The following is a 25,326-nucleotide window of genomic DNA, read 5'->3' as shown; positions in this document are numbered from 1 at the left end:
CATGGGTGTCGTCACGTTCCATCGTCCCAAGCGGGTCACGCCGCCGGCGATGCCTCGCGGCGACCTGCTCCTCGAGTCCCCGCCCGAGATCCCGCCGCCGGTCCCGTCGAAGCCGTTCGGCAACTTCCTGCGGATGCTCCCGCTCATGGCCGGCGCCCTGGCGATGGGCCTGATGGTGATGGGCGGCGGCCTGGGGGGCGGCTCGTCGCCGCTGCGGGGGATCGTGATGGGGCTGTACGGCGTGTCGATGGTGGGCATGATGCTGTCGCAGACCGGCCGCCAGAACGACGACCAGTCGGCCCAGCTGGACGCGAACCGTCGCGACTACTTCCGCTACCTCGGGCAGACGCGGCGCAACTTCGCCCGGACCGCGGAGGAGCAGCGGGCCTCGGTCGCCTTCCGTCACCCGGCACCCGACTCGCTGTGGACCGTCGTCGGCGGCGTCCGGATGTGGGAGCGCCGGCCGGACGCCGAGGACTTCGGGTCGGTCCGGCTGTCGGTCGGCCGCCAGCAGTCGGCGAAGCGGATCACCCCGCCCGAGTCGCAGCCCATCGAGGACCTCGAACCGCTGACCACCGGCGCGCTGCGCCGCTTCATCCGCACCCACCGCGTCATCCAGTCCGTGCCGCTCGCCGTCGACCTGCGCGGCTTCCGCAGCGTCGAGCTCATCGGCGACGAGGAGGCCTGCCGCCAGATGGCGTTCGCCATGGTGGCGCAACTGGTCACCTGGCACGCACCCACGGACGTCGCGCTCATGGTGGCCGCAGCGAAGGAGCACCAGGACGCCTGGCAATGGGTGAAGTGGTTGCCGCACCTCCAGCACCCCGTCGAGACCGACGGCGCGGGGCCCGTCCGCATGTTCGCCACCGGGGCGAGCGAGATCAGCCAGCTCGGCACCTCCGCGCAGGGGGGCGACGCGTCCCCGTCGCTGATGGTCATCGTCTCCGACGACGTCGAGGGCGTGAACGCGCAGCAGTTCATGACCCCCACGACGCGGGCGGTGAGCATCCACGTCACCGGGCAGCGGAAGGTGCCGCGGAGCCTCGAGGTGGGGGTCGCGTACTTCGAGGTGAGCGGAGACGACGTGGTGCTGCATCGTCGGACCTCCAAGACCCCGCACGCGCAGACGCCGTTCGGCCGTCCCGACAAGGTGGCGGGCGTCTACGTGGAGATGCTCGCCCGCGCCATGGCGCCCTACCGGATGCCCGAATTGGTGGCGACGGACGCGGGGGAGTCGGAGGAGGTCGTGTTCGAGCCGCCGAAGGACTACCCGGCGATGCTCGGGGTCGGCGACCCGCTCATGCTCGACCCGCGCGTGGCCTGGCGCCCCCGGCCGCTGCGCAACCACCTGCGCGTGCCGTTCGGCACCGCGGACGACGGCAGCCCCGTCGAGCTGGACATCAAGGAGTCGGCGCAGGGCGGCATGGGCCCGCACGGCATCTGCATCGGCGCCACCGGTTCCGGCAAGTCGGAGTTCCTCCGCACGCTCGTGCTCGGCCTCGCGATGACGCACTCCACGGAACAGCTCAACTTCATCCTCGTCGACTTCAAGGGAGGCGCCACCTTCCTCGGCCTCGACGAGCTCCCGCACGTCTCCGCCGTCATCACCAACCTCGCCGACGAGCTCATCCTCGTCGACCGCATGCAGGACGCCATCGGGGGCGAGCTCGACCGCCGCATGGAGTTGCTTCGCGCGGCCGGCAACTTCAAGAACCGCGAGGACTACGAGAGCGCCCGCCAGGCCGGCGCCGACCTGCCGCCCATGCCCAGCCTGTTCATCGTCGTCGACGAGTTCTCCGAGCTCCTCAGCGCTCGGCCCGAGTTCATCGACCTGTTCGTCCAGATCGGCCGCGTCGGCCGCTCCATCGGCGTCCACCAGTTGCTCGCCTCGCAGCGGCTCGAGGAGAACAAGCTGCGCGGGCTCGACACCTTCCTCTCCTACCGGATCGCGCTGCGCACCTTCTCGCCCGCCGAGTCGCGCTCCGTGATCGGCGTGCCCGACGCCTACGAGCTCCCCACCCCACCCGGCAACGGCTACCTCAAGTACGACACCACCGGGATGACGCGCTTCAAGGCCGCCTACGTCTCCGGCCCGTGGCACGGGTCCGCGACGGTGGCGCCGTCGGAGCAGCAGCCGATGGACGAGGTACTGTCGATCGACACGAAGTCGTGGGTGCCGCCGGTGCTGGAGTTCACCGTCGACTACGTCATCCCGGCGCAGCGCCCGCTGGAACTCGACGACGAACCGTCGCCCGCGCCGGGTGCGCCCGTCCCGGCCCGGGCCGCGGCGCCCGCCGTCGAGGACGACGAGGAGGAGACGCTGCTGTCGATCGCGGTGAGCCGGCTCAAGGGCCACGGCTGGCCCGCGCACCAGGTGTGGCTGCCGCCGCTCGACGCGCCGCCCACGATGGACCAACTGCTCGGCGGGCTCGAGGAGACCGATCGCGGCCTGCAGGCCGCCAACCCGGCGCTGCTCGGGACGCTCCGCGCCCCCGTCGGCATCATCGACCGGCCCCGGCAGCAGCGGCGCGACCCCTGGTGGATCGACTTCTCCGGCTCCGGCGGCAACCTCGGCGTCGCGGGTGGCCCGCAGTCGGGCAAGTCCATGGCGCTCCGCGCCGCCATCGCGGGGCTCGCCCTCACCCACACCCCGACCGAGGTCGGCTTCTACTGCCTCGACTTCGGCGGCGGCGGCCTCACGTCGCTGCGGAAACTGGCCCACGTCGGCTCGGTCACCGGCCGCCTGGACGTCGACCGCGTCCGCCGCACCGTCGCCGAGCTGACGTCGCTGCGCGCCGCCCGCGAGTTGCAGTTCTCGGAGCTCGGCATCGACTCGATGACCACCTACCGCCGCGGCCGCGCCGACGGGTCCATCCCCGCCGACCGCTTCCCGACCGACGTGTTCCTCGTCATCGACGGCTGGGCCACGCTGAAGACGGAGTTCGAGTCGCTGGAGCCGCAGGTGCAGGCGCTCGCCGCCGGTGGCCTCGGCTTCGGCATCCACGTGTGGGTGAGCGCGGCCAAGTGGTCCGAGATCCGTGCCACCACCAAGGACATGCTGCAGAGCCGGATCGAGCTGAAGCTCGGCGACGCGTTCGACTCGGAGATCGATCGCAAGGTGCAGGCGCTGGTCCCGGTCGGCCGGCCCGGTCGCGGCCTCACCGACGGCGGGCTCCACACCCTGATCGGGCTGCCGCGCGTGGACGGCATGGAGCGGGCGCTGGACGTGGCCGACGGGCAGCGGGACCTCGTCGCCCGCGTGAACGCCGCCTGGCGCGGCCCGCACGCGGCGGAGGTGCGCATGCTGCCGGAACGCTTCGAGCACACCGAGCTCCCCGCGATCAGCCACGACGGCCGGGACCGTCGCATCCCCTGGGCCATCGACGAGCTCGAGCTGGCGCCCGTGTACCTGGACCCGGCGAACGAGCCGCACCTCGCGATCATCGGCGGCCCCGAGAGCGGCAAGTCGACGATCCTGCGGCAGCTCCTGCACGGCATCACCACCCGGTACACCCCGAAAGAGGCCAAGGTGGTCCTCGTCGACTACCGGCGCTCCCTCCTGGGCGAGGTCGACTCCGAGCACCTCATCGGCTACTACCCCTCCGCGTCGGCGGCGACGGACAACCTCCGCCAGCTCGCGGAGGCCGTGCGACTCCGCCTGCCCGGGCCCGACGTGACGCAGCAGCAGCTGCGGGAGCGGTCGTGGTGGAAGGGCGGTGACGTGTTCGTGATCGTCGACGACTACGAGCTGGTCGCCACGGCCTCCGGCAACCCGATGGCGGTATTCGCCGACCTCGTGAACCAGGCCGAGGACATCGGCCTGCATCTCATCGTCGCCCGCTCCTCCGGCGGCGCCGGGCGCGCGGTGTTCGGCGACCCGATCATCGCCAAGATGCGCGAGTCGATCAACCCCGGGCTCATCATGTCGGGCTCCAAGGACGAGGGCACGCTGTGGGGTGACGTGAAGGCGTCGCCCATGCCGCCCGGCCGCGGCACGTTGGTCACCCGCAGCTTCAAGGGCCTCGTCCAGGCCGCGCACCGACCGGCGGTCGACCAGGGGGCCCAGCCGTGACGCTGCGACGATGGGCCGCCGCCCTCGTCGCGGTGGGGCTGCTGCTCTCGCAGTCGACGGTGGACGCGGCGGCCGCCGTGACGCCCTTCGACCCGCGCGACTGCCACGTCGCCGCCCAGGGCACCGCCCAGCCGCGCGCGCCCTGGCACATCGAGCGGCTGCAGATGGACCGCGTGTGGCACCTCGCGACGGGCCGCGGCGTCACCGTCGCCGTGATCGACACCGGAGCTGCGACCGTCGGGTCGCCGTACCTGCAGGACGCCCCGGACAAGCGGTTCACCACCTACGACCTGCTCGACGGGGCCGCGAACGCGTCCGGTCAGCCGGGCGAGTTCGACTGCCTCCACGGGACCCGGGTGACCGCCCTGCTCGCGGCGGGACGGGGGAGCGACGGGAAGCCGGTCGACGGACGGGTCGAGTTCTCCGGCATCGCACCCGACGCGCGCGTGATCGCCTACCGGACGCTCCTGGAGTCGCAGGCGGGCGAGGAGAGCGAACCGCAACCGCTGCAGCCCACCACCGAGGCCGTCCTCGACGCGGTCGCCCGCGGCGTCGACGTGATCAACCTGTCGCAGGTGGTGCCCGGCAACGTCGAGGGCATCGAGCAGTTCCAGGCGGCCGTCCAGCAGGCGATCGCGCAGGGGATCGTCGTCGTCGCCGCGGCCGGCAACACCGGCCAGCTGCCCGGCGCGCGCGCCTACCCCGCCTCCTTCGACGGCGTGATCTCGGTGGGTGCGTCCAACCAGTTCGACGCGGGCGACGAGGTCAGCCAGTTCGGTGCCAAGGTCGACGTCGGGGCCCCGGGCGCGGGGCTCGTCTCGCTCGACCCGTCGCGCTACGACGCGTCGCTCGGCATCCAGAGCCAGGTGTACTCCCAGCCCATCAGCGGCACGTCGTTCGCGGCGCCGATCGTCAGCGGCGTCGTGGCGCTCATGATCGAGCACCGCGCCAACGAGGGGCTCCCCAGGCTCACCCCCGCGGAGATCAAGCAGCGGCTGATCGAGACCGCGGACCCGCCCGCCGCCGCCGTCCCCGACCCGCGGCTCGGCGCCGGCATCATCAACCCGCTCCGGGCGCTGTCCGGCGAGATCCCGCAACTCGCGCCCAACCCCGAGTCCGACAACCGCTTCCCCGCCGCCACCTACCCGCCGCCCGCGGAGGTCGACCGGACACCCGCGGTAATCGGCCTCGTCATGGGGCTCGGCGCCCTGTTCCTCACCGGCATGGGGCTCGTGGTCGCCATCGCCGTGCCGGCCGCCCGCCGCCGTCGCCACGGCACCTGAGGAGCCCTTCGAGACACTCGCTGACGCTCGTTCCTCAGGGACAGGGTGGCCGGTGCCTGAGGAGCGACGCAGTCGCGTCTCGAAGGCCCCTCGGCGTCGCGGCCCCCACCGCGCCGACTGAGTAGTGTGGTGCCGTGCTCGGATACTTCGGACCTGCGGGAACCTTCACGCACCAGGCGCTGCTCACGATCACCCACGAGGAGGCGCGCCCCTTCGCCTCGGTGGTCGGCGCCCTCGCGGCGGTGCGCAGCGGGGAGGTGAAGGGCGCCGTCGTCCCCATCGAGAACTCGGTGGAGGGTGGGGTGTCGGCCACGCTCGACGAACTGATCAACGGCGAGCCGCTGATGATCCGCCGGGAGATCCTCGTGCCGGTGTCGTTCGGGCTCTACGTCCGGCCGGGCACGCGGCTGCAGGACGTCCGGCAGGTCCTCACCCACGGGCACGCGGCCGCGCAGTGCCGGGTCTTCCTCGAGGGCCTCGACGCCACGGTGACGGAGGCCGGCTCGACGGCCGGTGCCGCCGAGGAGGTCTCGCGCGCCGACTCGCGATACGACGCGGCCGTCTGCGCCCGCATCGCCGGCCGGCTGTACGGGCTGGAGGAGTTGGCGTACCAGATCGAGGACAACATCGGGGCCGTGACCCGCTTCGTCGAGGTGACCAAGCCGGAGGCGGTGCCCATGCGCACCGGTGCCGACAAGACCACGCTGGTGGTCTTCATGCACGAGGACCACTCGGGCGCGCTGCTCGAGATCCTGGAGCAGTTCAAGGTGCGCGGCGTGAACCTGACCCGCATCGAGTCGCGCCCCACGAAGAAGGTGCTCGGGTCCTACAACTTCTCCATCGACGCCGAGGGGCACCTGCACGACAAGCGCATCGCCGAGACCATCCAGGGCCTCGCGCGGATCTGCCCGCAGGTGTACTTCCTGGGCTCCTACCCGCGCGCCGACGGCCGGGCCCCCAAGCTCGACCCCCGCTTCTCCGACGACTCATTCACCGCCGCCCGCGACTGGGTGGAGGAGATTGACGCGGACTGACTGGTCGGTGGGCAGGCGAACGGCGCGACCTCAGCGCAGCGGCAGGTCCGGCAGCACCAGCGCGACGGCGCCGGGACGCACCTGGAAGGTGACGTCATCCACCTCGCCGACGACGTCGCCGTCGATCTGGCACATCGCCCCGCCCTCGATCTCGAGCCGAAGCTTGCCGCCGCTGTAGCGGGCGAGGTTGGGCCCGTCCTTGGCCTCGGTGAGCACGTCGGTGATCATCTGGGCCATGTCGAGCGTGCTGTGGGGGGTGGCGACGAGGACGTCCAGCTTCCCGTCGTGCGCGCTCGCGTCGGGGATGATCGAGACGCCCTGCTGGAGCTCGCCGACGTTGCCCACGGACACGAGCGACGCCTCGGCCTCCACCGTCTCCGACTGGTCGACGGTGAGCCGCACGTTCATGGGATTGGCGCGCAGGTGCTTCGCCCCGGCGACGATGTAGGCCGCGGGCCCGATGGCCTTCTTCAGGTCCTCGTTGGTGTCGCCCATGATGTCGGCGTCGATGCCGACGCCCGCAAGCACGGCCGCGTACTCGGTGTGGTCGGGGAACGTCACCTCGATGAGGTCGGTGGGCGACACGTCGCCCGTGACCGCCAGCAGCATGGCGCGCTCGAGGTCGAGGGGGATGTCGAGGTTGCGCGCGAGAAGGTTGCCGGTGCCCGACGGCAGGATCGCCACCGGCATCCCGGTGTCGGCGAGTTCGCCGAGGACGACGCGGACGGTCCCGTCACCGCCGGCGACCAGCACGAGGTCGACGTGCCGCTTCATCGCGGCGTGCGCCATGGCGACGCCCGGGTCCTCCTTCGTCGTGTTGAGCCACAGCGGCTCCTTGTAGCCGTGCTCGGCCAGGGTCCGCTCGACGAGCTCGTTGAACATCTCGATGCCGATGACCTTGGCCGGGTTGTAGATCACGGCGGCGGTCTTCTCCGGCTCGAGCTCCTTGCCGAGCCGCACGACGTGCACGTCGGCGATGAGGCTCGCGACCGACGAGGCCAGCCCCGCGAGCAGGACGCCGCCGACGATGTCGGAGACTCGGCTGTGGCCCAGCGCGAGGTCCGCGACGGACAGCAGCCCGACGACACCGCCGCCCGCGATGATCCACGGCCAGACGCTGCGGCGCATCGTCGACTGCAGCGCGACCAGCATGATCGCGGTCATGGTCCACACGGCGATGTGCACCGACGGGTAGGCGTTGCCCAGGTGGGTGATTAGGTAGTCGAACGGCGTCTCGGGGCGCGCCCGTTCCACCTGCGACTGGAAGATGACGCCCAGCGACCAGCTCAGCGCGAACGCCAGCGTGATCGCGCCCGAGGCGGCGAAGAGCCGACGGCGGCTCGCCCAGCCCGTGATGCCCATCAGCGCGATGAACACGACACCGGGGGAGGTGGCGATCGACGTGGCCGCGAGGATCTGGCCGATCGGAGACTCCGGTTGGGGCGGCGACCACCGCCACAGCTCGTCCAGCCAGCCGAGTCCCGGCAGCAGCAACGTCCAGCCCCAGAAGGCCAGCGCGAACGCGAGGGTCGCGACCAGGGCCACCTGCGACCGTTTCCACCAAGGCATGGTCACACCGTAGCGCCTGGGGAAAGCTTCAGGCATGCGGGAAGGCACCTGGCGCCGTCCCATCACCCACCGAACTGCACGAGTGCCGTCGCCGTGACTCGCGGCCAACCTCAGTCGGGCTGCTAGTCGTGCAGCCCTTTGAGGTACCTGCGCAGGTGGGCGTCCTCATGCGAGGGCGCAATCCCCAGTCGTTGGAGCTCGTCCATCGGCAGCCCGCTGTACCGGGGACGTTCTGCATGTGGGGCGACGGCGCGTCGCTGAGCGGCGTAATCAGCTGCGGTGATTGGCGAAACCATCGAGGGGTCGACGCCGAGGAGGCTGTACACCTCCGTCGCGATCTCGTACCAAGTGCGCAAGGGTCCACCGCTCGTCACGTTGTACACGCCCCACGGCTGTCGGCCGGACAGGAGGCTCTGGATGACCCCTGCCAGATCCTCGGCAAAGGTCAGTCGCCCGTATTGATCGGCGATGACCGAAGCCTCAACGCCGTCGCGGGCCAACTTCGCCATGGTTCGCACGAAGTTGTTTCCGTCTCCGACAACCCAACTGGTGCGCAGAATGTAATGCTTGGGCACGAGGCTCGCCGCGAGTTCGCCGGCTGCCTTGGAGGCGCCGTAGTTGTTCAGGGGTGACAGGGATTCTCCCTCGGGGTGCTCGAGTTCCTCTCCGTCGAACACGTAGTCGGTCGATATGTGGACGAGCGTGATGTCATGCTGGATGCAGACCCGGGCAAGATCGCGGACCGCAGTCGAGTTGATCTGCCACGCGTGGCGACGACCGTCATGGGTCTCTGCCCCGTCGACGGCGGTGTAGGCCGCAGCATTGATGATCGCTCCAACGCCAGACCAATCGTGGCGCTCGATCGCGTGGCTATCGGTTAGATCAAGGTCGTCGCGCGTCAGGTAGTCGATATGCGTTGCCCCTAGCTGGACCCGGATGGCGCGCCCGAGCTGGCCATCTGATCCGAGGACCGCCGTCTTCTTGGGCGGTACTGGCGTGATCTCCCGAAGCTCTGGGTGCAGCCGGTCCTTTTCGGAAATCGTGGCATCATCAAGCGGAATCGGCCACTGGATCGAGAGAGCCGGGTCGGCGAGGTTCACCAGCGCGTACTCGGCGTTGGGTGACCAGTGGTCATTGACCAAGTAGCTGTAGTTCGTATCCGCTTCAAGGGTCTGAAATCCGTTGGCGACGCCACGCGGGACGAAGACGGCTGTGTCCGGCCGAAGCTCGGCGGTGAACAGCGTGCCGAAGCTCGCACCCTCGCGGAGATCCACCCAGGCCCCGAAGGCACTCCCGTTCACGACGGAGACGTACTTGTCCCACGGCTCCGCGTGAAGTCCCCGGGTGGTACCACGGTCCGCGTTGAAGGAGACGTTCTGCTGCACGGGTTTGAAGTCGGGTAGACCAAGGGCGGTCATCTTCGATCGGTGCCAGTGCTCCTTGAACCAGCCGCGGGCATCTCCGTGAAGAGGCAGATGCACTAGGAGCAGTCCCTCGATGGGGGTCCCTTCGATACGCAGGTCAGCGCTCACCGGAACTCCTCACCATCCAAGTCGCATGCATTCGGTGCCGGTTTGATCATGGAGGAAGCTTGGGCAGAAGAGACGGTCACCACGAAGCGCCAGATCCGCGACACTAGTTGTTCCTCCGTTCGACCAGCTCGACCAAGTATTCCCCGTATCCGGACTTCGAAAGTTGCGCCGCCCGGTCCAGCAATTGCTGGTCGGTGAGCCAGCCTTGTCGCCACGCGATCTCCTCCGGGCAACCCACTTTGAGCCCTTGACGATGTTGAATGGTCCGGACGAACTCGGTGGCATCGGCCATTGAATCGAAGGTTCCGGTGTCGAGCCACGCTGTTCCTCGCGGCAGCACTTCGACGTGCAGCTTGCCGCGGCGCAGGTACTCGGCGTTGACATCAGAAATCTCGTACTCACCTCTTGCGGAGGGTTCAAGGTCGCGTGCGATCTCCACCACGTCGTTGTCGTAGAAGTATAGGCCGGGGACCGCGTAGTTGCTCTTGGGCCGGGCAGGCTTCTCCTCAATCGAGACGGCGCGCCGATCCGAGTCGAACTCCACCACGCCGTAGGAAGTTGGATCCGAGACCCAGTATGCAAACACCGCTCCGCCGTCAATCTCGGAGAACCTGGAGAGTTGGGTGCCCATTCCGTGACCGTAGAAGATGTTGTCGCCCAGTACTAGGGCCACGTCCTGGCCGGCGATGAAATCCGCCCCGATGACGAAGGCCTGCGCCAGCCCATTCGGATTCGGCTGCACGGCATAGCTGATCGACACGCCGAACTGCGATCCATCGCCCAAGAGACGCTCGAATTGTGGCGCATCATGTGGGGTTGTGATGACCAGAACCTCGCGGACACCCGCGAGCATCAGGGTCGACAGCGGGTAGTAGACCATCGGCTTGTCGTACACGGGTACCAGCTGTTTCGACACCCCAAGCGTCACGGGGTGCAGCCGGCTGCCGGACCCGCCAGCAAGAATGATGCCCTTCACGGTACCTCCACAGTTGCTTTGTTCGTCCCCGCGATGAAACCAGCCAAAGGGCTTGCAACGCGGTCCTCTGCTTGAGCTTAGAGCAAGACTCGGTGATCCATTCCTCTTCAGGGGTCGTGCTTCGGCGCGGTCGGCGACTGCGCCCGGCCGGGGAGTCGGATCAGGGCTCCAGCCGGTAGATGGTGACGAGGGCGTTGCTGTAGGCGACTTCTCCCCATGGCGTCAGATCAGGTTGTGGGAACCCATCTAGGGACTCGACCACCATCCACTCCACCCCGCGATCGCGCATTGCCTGGATGGTCGCATCGGTCGGATTGGCAAACGCCTCGGTGTTGACCCGCAGCACCTCGTCCGAGTCGAGGACCCCGTCAGCTCCGTCGGGGGTGTACCCCCATCCCTCAACCAGCACGCGGCGTCCGCCCACGCCACTGATCCACCAGCGCTTGGTATTGCAGGAAGTGGAGGTGTTGCTGCATGCCGTGTTGGTGGCCATGACATCGTGTAGACCGACGTGTTCACTGATCCAGGACGCAGCCGTACCTTCGGCGAGGCTCCTTTCCGCCGTTTCGGCGCTCACTGGTGCTGGAGGGCCGGGGATGGGCGCCGTGACGTATGGCACCGTCAAGGAGCCGAGAAACAAACCGAGCGAGGCAGCCAGCCCCCAAGGGAGCCTCTCGCGCAGATGGAACCCGGCGAAGGCGAGGACCGCAAGCGCGGCGATGAAGGCCGTGCCCTCGAACAAAAACTCTTGGAGGCGGTGCAACCATGCGGAGTCAGCGGATCCGTCTGGCAACAGGGTCCAGAACCAGGTGCCGAGCAGGCCAAGCCCGGCGGCTAGCACCAACCCAGCCCGGCGGGAGGGACTCCGGCCCACGGCAATGGCGGTGATCCATCCCCAGAGCACCGCGCCGAACGGCATTGCTCCGTAGAGGAAGTAGTACTGACTGTACCCGCGGTGACTCATCAGCAGGAAGGGCAGCCACGCTGCTACGAGGATGCCCCCCAGCAGCCACGCAGCAAGGTCGGATCTCAGCCCCTTAACGATCGGCACGAACACTGCGCTCATCGCGACGACCATGCGAAGGAGAATTCCGAGCATCAGCGCCAACAGAAGCCATGTTCCGACGCCTTCGAGTCGGACAAGGTCATCTGCGAAACGGCTATTGAACTCCGGGTTGCCGCCAAGGTGCCGGAAGGGCGGGAGCAGGGTCAACGCCCCGAGGATCTGCAGCTTGGTGCTGTCGCCTCCCCCGGATACCAGTGCGAGCGCAAAGACGGTGAGTGTGAGTGCGCCGGCGCTTGCCACAATGAGTTCCCTGCGTCGGTGTCGCAGGATGAGCGCGACGATCGTGGTGCCGAATACGGCAGCCGCCAGGACCACCATGGTCGACGACTTGCTGCCTGCGCTGACGACTGCCGCGATCGCAAGCAGCAGCCATCCCCGGAGAGCGAGCGTCCCGCGCAGCAGCTCGACCAGGAGAAGGACGGTCAAGCAACTGACCACAACAGTGAAGATCGACGTTGGGGACAGCGGGCTCAGGTAATTCGAGTTGCCCGTGATGTCTCGCCAGAAGGCGAACTGTCCCTGCGATCCGAAGACCAGCACAGCGGTCACACCAGCGAACGCCCGCCCTGCGACGCGCTCTGCGAGCAGCGCGACGGAGAAGACGGCCAAGGCGATCATCGGCGCTCCCCAGAGGCGGAGCAGCAGGGTTGGCACGTCGATCCCACTCATCAATGACGCTGCCCCGAGGTGAGCGTGCACGAACCACGAGTACTTCAGCAGCCCCGCATCCAACATCTGTGGCACGTGTAGTGGAAACGCCCGGGTCGCCTCCACGGCCAGTCCCATGTGCCATGGGAGGTCGATGTAATAAGGGCGGGAATTGGGCGGCAGGTCGTAGGTGAGTGTGAACGGCCACCACACACGTGCCCAAAGGCTCAGCGTCACAATCAGTCCGCTCACGGCGATCCACGGCGAGCTCACGCGTTTTGGCAGCTCAAAAACGCGTTTGCGCGGCCCTCGTAGTGCCACGAGCGCCAACACCAGGAGTGGCCAGAGCCGCAACCAGCCTTGAAGCTGCAGGAGGCTGAACAGGGCCCAGGCGAACAGCTCAAGACAGATCCCGGTGATCGAACCCCACACCAGATCCGCCAACCAAGTGCCGCGGGTGCCCAAGCAGGTCTTCAAGACAATGGTCCCCGGCAGGCACAGTCCGAGCACGTAGTAGAGGACGAAGCCGATCGCGTCTCGGCCAGCAACCCCTGAACTGATGGACCACAGCACGCCGAACACTACGAGTAGCGTCGCGGAGACAAGGCCGAATCCCACTGGGTTTCGCTGGGTGACAGACTGGATGAAGGCGGTGCTCACAGGTGGCATTGTTCCAGAGCGACCGGCAGATCCACCGGCGCATGATCGAGCGCCGCCGTGGGGTCTGAGAAACGGCGTTGGCTTTGGGCAAGTGTTCCGACGTAGCATGTAGCGGTGCCGACTGCCGAGGGATCAACTGCAGACGAGTCGCCGTCCAAAGGTCACACGGTGCCTCCTGGTGTCGCTGGTCCACCTGGGTGGCTACTCTCCGTCATAAGGGACCAACGGGTCGCATTCCTCATCGTCGGAGGGATCAATACCGTGGTCGGGACCCTTTGGTATTGGCTGTTCTGGGCGCTCCTCCGAGACGTTGGGGGGCGGAACGCCCACTTCATCGCCCTGGTGCCCACATACGTCTTTGCCATCCTGAGCGCGTTCATCCTCTACCGCAAGCTCGTGTTTCGGGTGGAGGGCCACACCGTGCGCGATCTGTTGAGGTTCTCGACCGTCTACATCACGACGTTCCTCGCCAACATCCCCTTGATGTGGCTCATGAAAGACCGGCTCGGTTTCCATCCAATGGTGGCGCAGGTCCTGAACACCGGTGTGGTGACCGTGGCAAGTTTCGTGTTCCACAAGCGCTTCTCCTTCAAACGGACCGCCGATGAGCGCGGGGAGTAAGATCCAGCCCCATGCCGAAGGTCTCCATAGTCGTGCCCTCATACAACAGCGCGGAGTTCATCGCCGCCACCATCGAATCGATCGAAGCCCAAACCTTCAGTGATTACGAGATCATCGTCTCCGACCACTCCAGCACGGACGGTACGGCTGAAATCTTGCAGAGGTACGCGGACGAAGGACGCATCAAGCTGACCACGCTGGCGTCGGGAGGGGGGGCCCCGGCGAACTGGCGGGCGGTGACGGAGTTGGCCACCGGTCAATACCTCAAGTTGGTGTGTGGCGATGACCTGCTAGCGCCGACGATCCTCGCGGAGCAGGTCGCGGCACTCGATTCGAATCCGCGGGCTGTGATGGCAGCCTCAAAGCGCGATCTCGTGGACGCGCAAGGAAAACGAATCATTCCACCACGCGGGCTGGGAGGGCTCAACGGTGTCATGCCGGGGCACGTCGCCGTCCGGCGGTCGGTACTTCGGGGAACGAACATCTTCGGCGAACCGGGGTGCGTGCTGCTCCGGCACGAGTCGTTCAGGGAAGCCGGCGGTTGGACGGACGCCCAGCCGTACGTCATTGACCAGTTCTCGTACTGCCAGGTGCTCATGCTGGGCGATTTCGTGACGGTTCCCGGTTCGCTGGCCTCGTTCCGCATCTCGGATGGCCAGTGGAGTGTGGAGCTCACGCATCGCCAGGCGGCGCAGGTGATCGGGATGCACCATGATCTCGCGGACCGCTACCCGGGTCTCCTGAGTCGTCGGGACCTGCTGATCGGTGACTCGCGAGCCCGTCTGATGGCATCCGCCCGCCGACTCACATATCTGTGGCTCGGGCGGCGCATGAGGGCGGGCAATAGGTGAGGTCCAGACTGCACCCCCGGATCAGCGTGAGAGGGCTAGGCTCTCTGACGTGACGAATTCCAAGCTGCACAAGATCTCGGTGGTGACACCCGTGTATCAGGGCGAGTCCACGCTTCCGGGGCTCGCAGAGGAGATGGCCGCCTTGACGACGGAGCAAGTCACGCCGGATGGACACAGATGGGTGGTCGCTGAGTGGCTGCTGGTCCACGACCATGGGCCGGACCGGAGTCCTGATGTCTTGGGTGGCTTGGATGAGAAGTTCGACTTCGTCCGGCCAATCTGGCTCAGTCGTAACTTCGGGCAGCACCCTGCGACCCTGGCAGGGATGGCCTCGTCCACGGGGGATTGGATTGCCACCATCGACGAGGACGGGCAGCACAACCCCGCCGAGTTGGGGACATTCCTCGACGTCGCGATGCGGGAACAGGCCCAGCTCGTGTACGCCAATCCACTCAACCCTCCGCCCCACGGCAGATTCCGCAACGCCACCAGCAAGTGCGCCAAATGGCTCGTCAGCAAGGCCCTCTCCGACGGTGCTCCCGCGACCTTCCAGAGTTACCGGCTGATGGTGGGCGAGGCGGGCAGAAGTGTGGCAGCCTACGTTGGTACCGGCGTCTACCTCGACGTGGCGCTTAGCTGGGTCATGGATCGTGTCGCGCAGGCGCCCGTGACACTGCGCGCTGAGGGCGGGCGCGAATCCGGCTACAGCTTCCGTCGGTTGCTTGCGCACTTCTGGCGATTGGTACTGACTTCCGGCACACGGGGGCTGCGTCTGGTGAGCGGGCTGGGCATAGCTTTCTCCCTTTCCGGGTTTCTGTATGCGGCGTTCATCATCGTCCAGAGCATCGTCACCCAGTCGGCGCCCCCCGGATGGCCGTCGACTTTCGTGATCATCCTGATCACCAGCGGCGCCATCCTCTTCTCGTTGGGGGTCATCGCGGAATACATTGGGGTACTCGTGGGGATGGCAATGGGCAAGCCGCCTTACCTGATAGTCACCGATCCGAAGGATGGGCCGTGGCAGCAGCGCCCCCAGCCCCGCTGACTTGGGTTGTGGGCGCGGGTGGGCTGCTCGGGCGTCACGTCGCTTCGGCGATGGAAGGTCCTCTCTTTCAACCTCCCCGTGTCCCGTGGAATGAGCCCGCGCTCGCCCGGCAGGTGTTGACAGAGACCGCGGCGTCGTTCGTGGCCGCTGCTGAGGGCCGGGGCGGCGGCTGGCAACTCCTCTGGTGCGCCGGCGCAGGGGTGACCAGCACCAGCAACGACATCCTTGAGAATGAAGTGGCCGCGTTCACAACGACGCTCGAGGCGCTAAGAGGAGTTCCCTCCGGCGCTGTTTTTTTTGCTTCGTCCGTCGGTGGCGTGTACGCGGGCAACCCAGCACCCCCGTTCACCGAGGATTCTGCCCCGATTCCGTTGGCGCCCTACGGTGTTGCGAAGCTGCGGGCCGAAGAGCTCTTGCGGGAATGGTCATCGTCGACGGGCACGCCGAGCTTGGTGGGAAGGATCACGAATCTCTTCGGTCCGGGTCAAGATCTCTCGAAGCCGCAGGGCCTGGTGTCCCAGATCTGCGCGAACCACGTGCGCCGCAGCCCCAGCTCCATCTGGGTCTCGCTGGATACGATCCGGGACTACCTATACGCCCCGGACGCCGGCACCTTGGTCCGCGACTCCATGGTGCGCCTGCGCGCGGAGGGCGGCTTCGTCATCAAGATACTTGGCAGTGGGCGGCCGATGTCGATAGCCACTCTAATTGGGGAAACGAAGCGGGTACTAGGGCGAAAGCCGGATCTCCTGCTCGGCGGATCCCCGAACGCTCGGTACCAAGTTCGCGATCTGAGCGTTCGCTCCATACGGTGGGTCGAGGTCGACCAGATCGCGTTCACACCCTTCGGCGTGGGCGTCGCCGCCACGATCGCCGATCTCCGATTGCGCTTCATGGGCTCCAGCGCATGAGGCCTTATGCAGCCAACCGATTTTGTGGGAGGCACACCGAATCGGTCCAGTAATGTTGGCGCCATGATCGATCCGAAGGTGCTGCGCACAGACCCCGACCGCATCCGTCGCTCGCAGGAGGCCCGCGGGGAGTCTGTGGAGCTCGTCGACGAGCTGGTCGCCGCCGATGAGGCGCGCCGCGCGTCGATCGTCGCCTTCGAGACGCTGCGCGCCGAGCAGAAGTCGCTCGGCAAGGAGGTCGCCCGGGCCAAGGGCGACGACAAGGCCAAGCTCCTCGAGCGCACCAAGGCGCTCTCCTCCGAGGCCAAGGCTGCCGAGGCCGGCGTGGGCGAGGCGGAGGAGCGCTTCACCACGCTCATGAAGCAGGTCGGCAACCTCGTCCTCGACGACGTCCCCCGCGGCGGCGAGGACGACGGCGTCGTGCTGGAGACCGTCGGCGCCCCGCGCGACTTCGCCGCCGAGGGCTTCGCGCCCCGCGACCACCTGGAGCTGGGCCAGCTGCTCGGCGCCATCGACATGGAGCGCGGCGCGAAGATCTCCGGCTCGCGGTTCTACGTGCTCACCGGCGTCGGTGCGCAGCTCGAGATCTCGCTGCTGAACCTCGCGATGCAGAAGGCCGCCGAGTGGGGCTTCACCCCGATGATCCCTCCGGCGCTGGTGAAGCCGTCCGCGATGGAGGGCACCGGCTTCCTGGGGCAGGCCGCGCAGGACGTCTACCACCTCCCCGCCGACGACCTCTACCTCGTCGGCACCTCCGAGGTGGCGCTGGCCGCCTACCACTCCGACGAGATCCTCGACGAGCTGCCGAAGCAGTACGTCGCCTACTCGCCGTGCTTCCGCCGCGAGGCCGGCGCCCACGGCCGCGACACCCGGGGCATCTTCCGCGTCCACTGGTTCGACAAGGTGGAGATGTTCGTCCACTGCGACCCCGCTGACGCCGAGGACTGGCACCAGAAGCTGCTGGCCTACGAGAAGGAGTTCCTCCAGGCCCTCGAGATCCCGTTCCAGGTGCTCGACGTGGCGTCCGGCGACCTCGGTCTGTCCGCGGCCCGCAAGTTCGACTGCTACGCGTGGCTCCCGACGCAGGAGCGGTACCGCGAGGTCACCTCGACGTCGAACTGCACCGACTTCCAGGCCCGCCGCCTCGGCATCCGCGGCCGCTTCGAGGACGGCGTGAGGCCGATCGCGACGCTCAACGGCACCCTGTGCGCCATGACGCGCATCATCATCATGCTGCTGGAGAACCACCAGCAGGCCGACGGGTCGGTGCGCGTCCCGGAGGCGTTGCGCCCCTACCTGGGCGGACGCGAGGCCCTGCAGCCCTTGGGGTGACGTTCACCACGTGTTCATTTGAGACGACGCCGCGGCGTCACGCGGCTGTGGCACCATTCGTGCCTGTACTAAGCATTCCTGAGAGGCAACGATGACCTTTTCCCCCAAGTTGGTGGCGCTTGACATCGACGGCACCCTCGTGGACGCCACCGGGCGGATGCCCGACGAGGTCCACCAGGCGGTCCGCCGGATCGTCGACGCCGGCGTGCCCGCGGTGCTGGCCACTGGCCGCAGCTGGGTCGCCACCAAGCCCGTGTTCGACCACCTCGACCTGCCGCCCGGCTGGGCCGTGTCCTCCAACGGTGCCGTCGTCGTGACGAACCCGCCGTTCGAAGTGCAGCACGAGGTGCTCTTCGATCCCGCCGAGTCCATCGAGAAGGTGTCCCGCCTCGTGCCGCGCGCCCGGCTCGCCGTGGAGCGCGGCCTCGAGCGGTTCGCCAGCGCGCCCTTCCCCGACGGGGAGCTGCAGGGCGAGGTGAAGATCGTCTCCCTCGAGGAACTCGCCGCCGAGCCCGTGTCGCGACTCATCATCCGCGAGCCCGAGACCGAGGACGAGCGCGTGTTCGACCCGCTGATCGACGAGCTCGGCCTGCACGAGGTGAGCTACTTCGTCGGCTGGTCCGCGTGGCTGGACATCGCGCCCAAGGGCGTGGACAAGGCCGCCGGGCTGCAGCGCGTCGTCGACAGCCTGGGTCTCACCAGCGCCGACGTGCTCGCGCTGGGCGACGGGCGCAACGACATCGAGATGCTGGAGTGGGCCGGCCGCGGCGTGGCCATGGGCGACGCGCCCGACGAGGTGAAGGCCGTCGCCGACCACGTGACCGGTGACTTCGCCGAGCTCGGCACCGTCGAGGAGCTGCGTCGCTGGTTCTGACCGCTCAAACGACCTGACACAAAGGGCGCTTCGGCCTGTCACTGACCGGTCTTGGCGTACTTGGCCTCCGTCGCGGCCTTCATCGGACGCCACCAGGACTCGTTGTTGCGGTACCAGTCGATGGTGTCCGCGAGCCCGGAGCGGAAGTCCCGGAAGCGCGGTTGCCACCCGAGCTCGTCGCGGAGCTTGCTCCAGTCGATGGCGTAGCGGAGGTCGTGGCCGGGCCGGTCGTTGACGTGGTCGTAGGCGTTCGCGGGCTGGCCCATCAGCTCGAGGATCAGCTCGATGACGGACTTGTTGTCCATCTCGCCGTCGGCCCCGATGAGGTAGGTCTGGCCCAGTCGGCCCTTCTGGATGATGGTCTCGACGGCCGCATTGTGGTCGTCGACGTGGATCCAGTCGCGCACGTTGAGGCCCGCCCCGTAGAGCTTGGGGCGGATGCCGTCGATGACGTTGGTGATCTGCCGGGGGATGAACTTCTCGACGTGCTGGCGGGGGCCGTAGTTGTTCGAGCAGTTGCTGATGGTGGCCCGGATGCCGAACGAACGCGCCCAGGCGCGCACCAGCAGGTCGGAGCCGGCCTTCGACGCCGAGTAGGGGCTGGACGGGTTGTACGGCGTGGTCTCATGGAACCGCTCGGGGTCGTCCAGTTCGAGGTCGCCGTACACCTCGTCGGTGGAGATGTGGTGGTAACGCACCTCGTGTCGCCGCACGGCCTCCAGGAGGTTGAAGGTGCCGACGAGGTTCGTCGTGATGAACGGCTTGGGGTTCGACAGCGAGTTGTCGTTGTGCGACTCCGCCGCGAAGTGGACGACGAGGTCCACGTCGCGCACCGCGGCCTCGACGGCCTCGGCGTCGGCGACGTCCCCGCGGATCAGCGTCACCCGGTTGGGCGAGAGGTCGGCGATGGACGCCTCATTCGCCGCGTAGGTCATCGCGTCGAGGACCACCACCTCATCGTCGGTGTGCTCGACGACGTAGTGGACGTAGTTGCTGCCGATGAACCCGGCGCCTCCGGTGACCAGTCTTTTCGCCATGCGGAAACAATATCTGACATGCCCCGCAGCACCCACTCCGTCGACGCCGACATGGTGGGGCCGCCCCGCACAGGAATGTGGGGCGGCCCCGGGGCGGCGCGGCTCAGAAGGTGGCCGGCGTCGCCGTGTAGCCGGCCTTCTTCACCGCGGCGACGAGGTCGTCGACGGTGGCAACCGCCGGATCGTGCTGCACCTCGATCCGGGAGGAGGCGAAATGCACCTTCGACTCCTGGACGCCGTCGAGCCGATCCAGCTGGCCCTCGATCTTGGCGACGCAGGAAGGGCAGGAGAAACCCTCCGCGCGGAGGACCGTCTTCTTGTTGGTGGTCGTGGTGGACATGGTGCTTCCCTTTCGTCGGATTCTCGGGCTGTCGGGCTGCGAAGCTGCCTCGATGGCTCGAATCTATGGCCGGATGCGCGAGGGCTCCATGACGTGGATCAAGTAGCCACCCGTCGACGGCAGGGAGAACATGCAGCAGCGCCCCGTCGGGGGAGGCGGGGCGCTGCTGTGATCGGGGGTCTGTGGGGTCAGGCTGCCCTGGGTGCTGCGCTCTCGATCTTGAGCGAGCGGGCGGTGGCGAGGACGACCTCGGCCGAAGGCATCTCGGGCTTCGGGGGAGTGGCCGGTACTCCGCCCTCCTGCTCCAGCCGGCGAAGGTGGCGCTTCACGGTGGAGACGGAACAGCCGACCTTCTGCGCGATCACGCTGAGGGGCTGGTCCGGGTTCGCCATGCGCATGCGGTGGATCTCGTAGCGGTCGAACTGCCTGCCCGAGTTGACGCCGACGTAGGTGTCGAAGTCCTCGGCGGCGACCTGGATGCCCAGTCGGGCCCTGATCTCCTGGCGCTGACGACGGGTGGTGCCGGCGACGAAGCCGGAGACGTCGTGCTTGGTGACTGCTTCGGCAAGACAAGGAGCAAGCATCGGGCACCCTTCGCAGAGACGCTCGGCCTGGGCGCGGAGCATGGACTGCTCGCGGCGCTCGGCCCGGCTGGACGGGGTGGTGCCCTCATCGAGGAGGGGATGCAGGAACACGTTCGAAGCGGTCACGCAGGGGGTCAGCGTTTCGGTCATCGTTACTCCTTGTAGGTGCCTCCGCCGAGGCTCACGCCTGGGCTGCCCTACAAGAATCCCAAATTCAGGGCGAAAAGGCACCAAAATCCTTGGTGGAGGACTCCCAAATTTCCTTAGGTATTCAGCTCACGGGATCTGAGTATCGGTACTTATTGCGTCTGATCGGCGACGCGGAGTTGCGTTAAGAAACGGGATTGACTAGGCGTTATGTATGGTGATCCCCGTCATTGGGGGCCGTGTCTATGCCGAACCAATGCACACGCTAACACCTTGCGGGGCCAGCCGATTGGCTCGAAATACTCCATTCTTTGTCAGGACAGTTCGACGGCCTAATCAACGACTTCAAGTAGTACTTCAATCTAAAACTATTTGCCGGAATGAATCGCGCAATTCGCTGTGGGAGCCGGATCAGGGTGCAAGGTATGCCCGGAGGCTGTCCGCAGCCTCGGGCGGCTCGAATCCCGTCGCGCGGATCCGGGCCAGCGAGAAGACGCTGTGCGGCGGCCGTGGTGCGACGTGTGAGCGCCCGGCGTTGTACTCCTCGGTGGTCACCGCCCGCACGTCTGCCGCATCCCGGCCGCGCAGCTCGAAGACCAGGCGCGCGATCTCGTGCCAACTCATGGCGGGGCCACCGTTCGAGAAGTTGTAGATGCCCGTTGCGCCGCGCTCAACGAGGTGCAGGATCGCCGCGGCCAGGTCGTCGGCGAAGGTGAGTCGCCCGTCGGTGTCGGCGATCACGCTCGGGGACACGCCGCGATCGGCGAGCGTGGCCATCGTCGCGACGAAGTTCTTGCCGTTGCCGACCAACCAGCTGGTCCGCACGACCAGGTGTCGCGGCGCACCCATGGCCGCGAGTTCCCCTGCCGCCTTGCTCTGACCGTACACGCCGAGCGGCGAGAGGGGCTCGTCCTCGTCGTGCTCCAGCCTGCTGCCGTCGAACACGTAGTCGCTCGAGACATGGACGAGGGTGAAGTCGTGCTGCCGTGCGGCGGCTGCGAGATGGGCGACCGCCGTCGCGTTCACCGCCCACGCCCGTCGGCGGCCCCCATCCGTCTCCGCGTCGTCGACGGCCGTGAAGCCGGTCGCGTTGATCACGGTGTCGGCCTGCGAGAAGTCGAAGCGGGCGACCGCCGCCGGATCGGTTACGTCCAGCTCCGCCCTTCCCAGCGCGAGGGCCCCGGGCAGCAGGGCCCGGAGCGCCGAGCCCAACTGCCCGTTCGCGCCGAGTATCACGACACCGCGTTCGGGTCGCGCCATCGGCGTCACGTCGGCGAGCAGCGGGTGCGACAGGTCCGCGTCGGAGACCAGTGACTCCTCGCGCCCGATCGGCCAGGCGATGCCGAGCGCGGGGTCGAAGAGGTTCACGTAGGTGTAGCGCGACCTGGCCTCCGGGCTCCAGTGGGCGTCGACGAGGTACGAGTAGGTCGTGACGTCCTCCAGCGCCTGGTAGGAGTTCGCCACGCCGTAGGGCACGAAGACCGCGACGTCCACGCCCATCTCCAGCGTGACCACCGTCCCGAAGCCCGGCCCCGGTCGGAGGTCCACCCATGCGCCGAAGACGCTGCCGGAGGCGAGGCTCACGAACTTGTCCCAGGGTTCCGCGTGGATGCCCCGGATGGCGCCCCTCCTCTGGTTGTAGGAGATGTTCTGCTGGACGGGCCGGAAGTCCGGCAGTCCGAGGGCGACCATCTTCTCCCGCTGCCAGTTCTCCTTGAACCAGCCGCGGTTGTCGACGTTGATCGGGGTCCTGACCACGAGCAGGCCCTCGATCGCGGTCTTCTCGATCCTGAGTTCGGTCATTCGGGCCCCCGTCGTCCACCGGGCCGTCGCCCGCGGGACGACGGTGCAGGAATTCGTGGGCCACAGCCTAGTTGGGGCCACCCTCCCACGCCGGGGATCAGCGCGACAGTTCGGCGACGTGCGCGCGCAGCGCGGCGATGAACCGGTCCTCGGACATCGACTCGGCGTGGGCCCGGATGCTGCCCGGATCCCACCCGCGGTCACGCGAGCGGCGGACGGCGGCGGCGATGGCTTCGGGGGTGGGGGCGTCGAAGAAGGCGCCGTTGAGGCCCTCGCGCACCGTGTCGACGAGACCGCCGGCGCGCAGCGCGAGCGTGGGCGTCCCGGCGTACGCAGCCTCCAGTGGGGCGTGGCCGTACTCGTCGCGACTCGGAACGAGAAGGGCCGTGGCATGCGTGTAGCACCAGGCCAGTTCGCCGTCGTCGAGCCCGGCGACCAGGCGGACGTTCGGGGGAAGGTCGCCACGGAAGTCGTCGCCCAGCGGGCCATCGCCGACGACGATGAGCCGCTCGTCGGGCAACTGGCGGAACGCCTCGATGGCCTTGTCGACATTCCGGTGGGCGACGAGGCGACTCACCATGAGGTGGAACCCGTGTTGCCAGTCCAGCATTCCCGGCACCTCGACCGGCGGGGTGAGTGCGGCACCCGGCGGGGGTGCGGGCAACACGTCGGCGGCGATCCCGTACAGCTCCGCCAGGCGCGTCTTCACGACGCTCGTGCTGGCGACGAACCTGTCGCTGCCGGCGCGTTCCCGACGGGGGAACGGGTTCAGCACTCGGAGCGCCCGCCCGGCGGCGGTGCGCCGGAGTGCCTCGTCGGCGGAGCGCAGGAAACCCGCGGTCGGGTGGACGTAGACGAGCTGGCGGCCCCGCGTGCGGAATCGGTGGGCCAGGCCCATCGTGGAGGCGAGCAGCACGTCGGCCTCGATGGCTGGCGCCTGTTCGAGGGTCCGGCGGTACATGCCGAGCCCGAGCCGCTGGTCGTCCCGCGGGAGGAGGGGCGCGGCGTCGGTGGCGGTGAGGACGCGTCGCTCCCGGAACTCGGGGAAGGCGGCGTCCGGGTCGTAGACGGTCGTGTGGATGGGGGCCTCCGGGAACGCCCGGGCCATCATGAGGGCCACTCGTTCGGCGGTTCCGCGCTGGGTCAGGTAGTCGTGGGCGATCGCCACGCTGGGTCTGACCATCAAGCCTCCATGCCTGTGCCGTTATGGCGTCATCGTAACGCAGCGCGATCCACATTGGCGGGGGGTGGGACGGTGAACAGCGCGTCAGTGCACCGGCATCATGAGTAGTCACCCGCGAGTTCGCGAAGAAGGATCTCGAAGTGGACCCTTCCCGCCGACGGCGAGTAGAAGTCCTGCCATCGCTGGTAGTCCAGTTGGACGTGCTCGTCGGTGTAGTGCTCGACCGCAGCCCTGATCGCATCGACGAGCGAGTCCACGTCGTCGGGCCGGGCGACGAAGCGGGGATCCTTCCCGCTCACCCCCGCCAGAGCGCCCGCGTCCGTCACCACGAACGGCACGCCGAACGCCATCGCCTCCGCGGCGACCAGCCCGAAGGCCTCGGGCGCGACCGAGGGGAACACCGCCAGGTCGACCTGCCGGAAGAAGTCCTCGGGGGGAACCCACCCCAGCATCACCGGCCTCGGTTCGAGCAGACCCAGCGCCGACTGGATCTCCTCCGCCTCGGGACGGTCGGCGAAGCGGGTCTCACCACCGACCACCAAGTGGTAGCGGCCGGGGTCGGCGCGGTTGAGCCGCTCCACGGCGCGGGCGAGCACGACCGCCCCCTTGCTCCTTGTGACGCGTCCCAAGAACCCCAACCGGATCGGGCGGTGCGTGGGGAAGCCCTCGAAGCAGGGAGGTTTGCGTGCGTCGAACTGGGTCCAGTTGCCCAGCACCCGGGAGTCGATGCCGAGGTGCCCGCGCATCCACTCCGAGGGAACCGTGACCATGCGCGTGCCCTTGGCGGAGAACCGCACCGCCAACTTGCCGGTGCGGGAGGGGAGTTCGTGGAATGAGACGACCCGGTTGGGTCCGCCGGCGGTGGCGAAGGCTGGTCCGAGCCCGTTGCACCAGAGCAGGCCGTCGCGGTGGCGCACGTCCCAGCTCCTGAGTCGGGTGAGGTACTCCCAGCCGTGCCCGGGAATGGCGACCACCCGCGCCCCGTAGTCCTCGGCCCGGTCCAGCACGTCCCTCGGTGACGACGGGGCCACCACCGTCACGTCATGTCCGAGGGAAATGGCGACCCCGACCATCGTCAGCAGCATCACTTCGCCACCACCGAGCCGGCCGTGGCTGGACGCGAACGTGACGCGCATCGCCATGCCTCATCGTAAACGGACGGGACGGTGCGATGGCCGTCGGGGCGATCAGCGCCCGGTGTCCACCTCGTCGAGGTCCCGGTCGCCCCGCATGGCGAGCGGTGTGGCGAGCCAGAGAACCAGTACGACGGCCAAGGTGGCGATGCCGGCGATCCAGCCCGCGGTCGTGTCGAGGACGACGCTGACGATCATGGCCACCGCGCCGACGAGGGCTGCGCCCAGGAAGGCGAGGGACGCCATCGCGAGGGCGCTGCCCAGGCGGACGAGGCTGTCCTTGAGCTTCTGCCGGAAGAGGATCCGGTGCGCCATCACCGGCGCGAGGATGCAGATGGTGGCGATGGTCGTGCAGGCGAAGACGAAGAGGTAGACCCATCGCTGCCGGCTGTCGACCTCGGTGAAGCCGCTCTGGAACGGCACGATCAGGAGGAAGCCGAACAGGATCTGGATGCCCGTCTGCGCCACGCGGAATTCCTGGAGCAGCTCGTTCCAGTTGCGGTCGAGTCGCTCCGCCAGGGTCTCGTGGCGGCGCGGGCCGGGCGTCCTCGTCGATGCCTCCATGGATTCTGCCATCAGACGATTCTAGTGCGGCATAAGCGCAGGTCGCGGGGGAAACCGCGCC

Annotated in this window: 20 protein-coding genes; 9 read left to right on the top strand and 11 right to left on the bottom strand. The window is 67.9% G+C overall.

Annotated features, from left to right (window positions below):
* Position 1 precedes the first annotated feature (1 nt).
* The 3 genes from eccCa (at position 2) to pheA (ending at position 6,389) form a co-directional block, all read left to right on the top strand.
* Entirely contained in the window at positions 2-4,072 is a 4,071-nt protein-coding gene (gene eccCa / locus BLR46_RS01415; RefSeq protein WP_093248272.1) for a type VII secretion protein EccCa, read from the top strand.
* Positions 4,069-5,355 carry a S8 family serine peptidase gene (locus BLR46_RS01410; protein ID WP_093248270.1) on the top strand — a complete coding sequence of 429 codons (1,287 nt, stop codon included), beginning with the start codon at positions 4,069-4,071 and terminating at the stop codon, positions 5,353-5,355. The genes eccCa and BLR46_RS01410 overlap by 4 nt, the downstream gene beginning before the upstream one ends.
* Positions 5,356-5,489: 134 nt before the next feature.
* Positions 5,490-6,389: a prephenate dehydratase gene (pheA, locus tag BLR46_RS01405; protein ID WP_093248267.1), complete on the top strand. Its 900-nt coding sequence runs from the start codon at positions 5,490-5,492 to the stop codon at positions 6,387-6,389.
* A 30-nt stretch (positions 6,390-6,419) separates the two neighbouring features.
* Here the strand turns inward: pheA and BLR46_RS01400 are convergent, their stop codons facing one another.
* The 4 genes from BLR46_RS01400 to BLR46_RS01385 form a co-directional block, all read right to left on the bottom strand.
* The gene (locus BLR46_RS01400) at positions 6,420-7,958 is read right to left on the bottom strand and encodes a bifunctional phosphatase PAP2/diacylglycerol kinase family protein (protein ID WP_176761607.1); all 1,539 of its coding nucleotides are present in this window, start codon (positions 7,956-7,958) and stop codon (positions 6,420-6,422) included.
* Positions 7,959-8,080: 122 nt separating this feature from the next.
* Positions 8,081-9,490 carry a sugar nucleotide-binding protein gene (locus BLR46_RS01395; RefSeq protein ID WP_093248263.1) on the bottom strand — a complete coding sequence of 470 codons (1,410 nt, stop codon included), beginning with the start codon at positions 9,488-9,490 and terminating at the stop codon, positions 8,081-8,083.
* Between the two features lie 103 nt (positions 9,491-9,593).
* On the bottom strand, positions 9,594-10,466 hold the full coding sequence (gene rfbA, locus BLR46_RS01390) for a glucose-1-phosphate thymidylyltransferase RfbA (RefSeq protein WP_093248262.1): 873 nt from the start codon (positions 10,464-10,466) through the stop codon (positions 9,594-9,596).
* Between the two features lie 160 nt (positions 10,467-10,626).
* Positions 10,627-12,840, bottom strand: coding sequence for a hypothetical protein (locus BLR46_RS01385; RefSeq protein ID WP_093248261.1), 2,214 nt, complete (start codon positions 12,838-12,840; stop codon positions 10,627-10,629).
* A gap of 114 nt (positions 12,841-12,954) precedes the next feature.
* On the opposite strand from BLR46_RS01385, the gene BLR46_RS01380 reads away from it, so the two are divergent.
* The 6 genes from BLR46_RS01380 to BLR46_RS01355 all read left to right on the top strand — a co-directional run bounded on the left by BLR46_RS01380 (position 12,955) and on the right by BLR46_RS01355 (position 18,474).
* A complete protein-coding gene (locus BLR46_RS01380) occupies positions 12,955-13,461 on the top strand; it encodes a GtrA family protein (RefSeq protein WP_093248260.1) in 507 nt (168 codons plus the stop codon).
* Between the two features lie 11 nt (positions 13,462-13,472).
* Positions 13,473-14,312 (top strand): glycosyltransferase family 2 protein, encoded by an 840-nt coding sequence (locus BLR46_RS01375; RefSeq protein ID WP_093248259.1) that lies wholly within the window; start codon positions 13,473-13,475, stop codon positions 14,310-14,312.
* A gap of 49 nt (positions 14,313-14,361) precedes the next feature.
* A complete protein-coding gene (locus BLR46_RS01370) occupies positions 14,362-15,357 on the top strand; it encodes a glycosyltransferase (protein ID WP_245701437.1) in 996 nt (331 codons plus the stop codon).
* The gene (locus tag BLR46_RS01365) at positions 15,330-16,268 is read left to right on the top strand and encodes an NAD-dependent epimerase/dehydratase family protein (RefSeq protein ID WP_093248258.1); all 939 of its coding nucleotides are present in this window, start codon (positions 15,330-15,332) and stop codon (positions 16,266-16,268) included. The genes BLR46_RS01370 and BLR46_RS01365 overlap by 28 nt, the downstream gene beginning before the upstream one ends.
* Positions 16,269-16,331: 63 nt before the next feature.
* Positions 16,332-17,600 carry a serine--tRNA ligase gene (serS, locus tag BLR46_RS01360; RefSeq protein WP_093248256.1) on the top strand — a complete coding sequence of 423 codons (1,269 nt, stop codon included), beginning with the start codon at positions 16,332-16,334 and terminating at the stop codon, positions 17,598-17,600.
* 91 nt (positions 17,601-17,691) lie between these two features.
* On the top strand, positions 17,692-18,474 hold the full coding sequence (locus BLR46_RS01355; protein WP_093248254.1) for an HAD family hydrolase: 783 nt from the start codon (positions 17,692-17,694) through the stop codon (positions 18,472-18,474).
* A gap of 38 nt (positions 18,475-18,512) precedes the next feature.
* Here the strand turns inward: BLR46_RS01355 and rfbB are convergent, their stop codons facing one another.
* From rfbB to BLR46_RS01320, 7 genes are all read right to left on the bottom strand, one after another.
* Positions 18,513-19,511, bottom strand: a complete 999-nt coding sequence (gene rfbB, locus BLR46_RS01350) for a dTDP-glucose 4,6-dehydratase (RefSeq protein ID WP_093248251.1) — start codon at positions 19,509-19,511, stop codon at positions 18,513-18,515.
* A gap of 103 nt (positions 19,512-19,614) precedes the next feature.
* A complete protein-coding gene (locus tag BLR46_RS01345; protein WP_093248249.1) occupies positions 19,615-19,851 on the bottom strand; it encodes a heavy-metal-associated domain-containing protein in 237 nt (78 codons plus the stop codon).
* A gap of 188 nt (positions 19,852-20,039) precedes the next feature.
* On the bottom strand, positions 20,040-20,585 hold the full coding sequence (locus tag BLR46_RS01340; RefSeq protein WP_093248247.1) for a WhiB family transcriptional regulator: 546 nt from the start codon (positions 20,583-20,585) through the stop codon (positions 20,040-20,042).
* A 408-nt stretch (positions 20,586-20,993) separates the two neighbouring features.
* On the bottom strand, positions 20,994-22,385 hold the full coding sequence (locus BLR46_RS01335; RefSeq protein WP_093248245.1) for a sugar nucleotide-binding protein: 1,392 nt from the start codon (positions 22,383-22,385) through the stop codon (positions 20,994-20,996).
* 97 nt (positions 22,386-22,482) lie between these two features.
* On the bottom strand, positions 22,483-23,568 hold the full coding sequence (locus tag BLR46_RS01330) for a glycosyltransferase (protein WP_218118273.1): 1,086 nt from the start codon (positions 23,566-23,568) through the stop codon (positions 22,483-22,485).
* A 98-nt stretch (positions 23,569-23,666) separates the two neighbouring features.
* Positions 23,667-24,710 carry a glycosyltransferase family 4 protein gene (locus BLR46_RS01325; protein WP_093248241.1) on the bottom strand — a complete coding sequence of 348 codons (1,044 nt, stop codon included), beginning with the start codon at positions 24,708-24,710 and terminating at the stop codon, positions 23,667-23,669.
* Between the two features lie 45 nt (positions 24,711-24,755).
* A complete protein-coding gene (locus BLR46_RS01320; RefSeq protein WP_093248239.1) occupies positions 24,756-25,277 on the bottom strand; it encodes a DUF6328 family protein in 522 nt (173 codons plus the stop codon).
* Positions 25,278-25,326: the final 49 nt, after the last annotated feature.

The sequence above is a fragment of the Tessaracoccus oleiagri genome (assembly GCF_900103275.1).
Lineage (GTDB): Bacteria > Actinomycetota > Actinomycetes > Propionibacteriales > Propionibacteriaceae > Arachnia > Arachnia oleiagri.
Note: the sequence above shows the minus strand (reverse complement) of the source record. Positions and strands in the feature narration are given on the sequence as shown.

Bases quoted from the DNA above. Each gene is read 5' to 3' on its own strand.
- BLR46_RS01330 (WP_218118273.1), bottom strand. From the start codon at position 23,568: ATGGTCAGACCCAGCGTGGCGATCGCCCACGACTACCTGACCCAGCGC.
- BLR46_RS01340 (WP_093248247.1), bottom strand. From the start codon at position 20,585: ATGACCGAAACGCTGACCCCCTGCGTGACCGCTTCGAACGTGTTCCTG.
- BLR46_RS01335 (WP_093248245.1), bottom strand. From the start codon at position 22,385: ATGACCGAACTCAGGATCGAGAAGACCGCGATCGAGGGCCTGCTCGTG.
- BLR46_RS01375 (WP_093248259.1), top strand. From the start codon at position 13,473: ATGCCGAAGGTCTCCATAGTCGTGCCCTCATACAACAGCGCGGAGTTC.
- eccCa (WP_093248272.1), top strand. From the start codon at position 2: ATGGGTGTCGTCACGTTCCATCGTCCCAAGCGGGTCACGCCGCCGGCG.
- serS (WP_093248256.1), top strand. From the start codon at position 16,332: ATGATCGATCCGAAGGTGCTGCGCACAGACCCCGACCGCATCCGTCGC.
- BLR46_RS01345 (WP_093248249.1), bottom strand. From the start codon at position 19,851: ATGTCCACCACGACCACCAACAAGAAGACGGTCCTCCGCGCGGAGGGT.
- BLR46_RS01400 (WP_176761607.1), bottom strand. From the start codon at position 7,958: ATGCCTTGGTGGAAACGGTCGCAGGTGGCCCTGGTCGCGACCCTCGCG.
- BLR46_RS01355 (WP_093248254.1), top strand. From the start codon at position 17,692: ATGACCTTTTCCCCCAAGTTGGTGGCGCTTGACATCGACGGCACCCTC.
- rfbB (WP_093248251.1), bottom strand. From the start codon at position 19,511: ATGGCGAAAAGACTGGTCACCGGAGGCGCCGGGTTCATCGGCAGCAAC.
- BLR46_RS01320 (WP_093248239.1), bottom strand. From the start codon at position 25,277: ATGGCAGAATCCATGGAGGCATCGACGAGGACGCCCGGCCCGCGCCGC.
- BLR46_RS01325 (WP_093248241.1), bottom strand. From the start codon at position 24,710: ATGGCGATGCGCGTCACGTTCGCGTCCAGCCACGGCCGGCTCGGTGGT.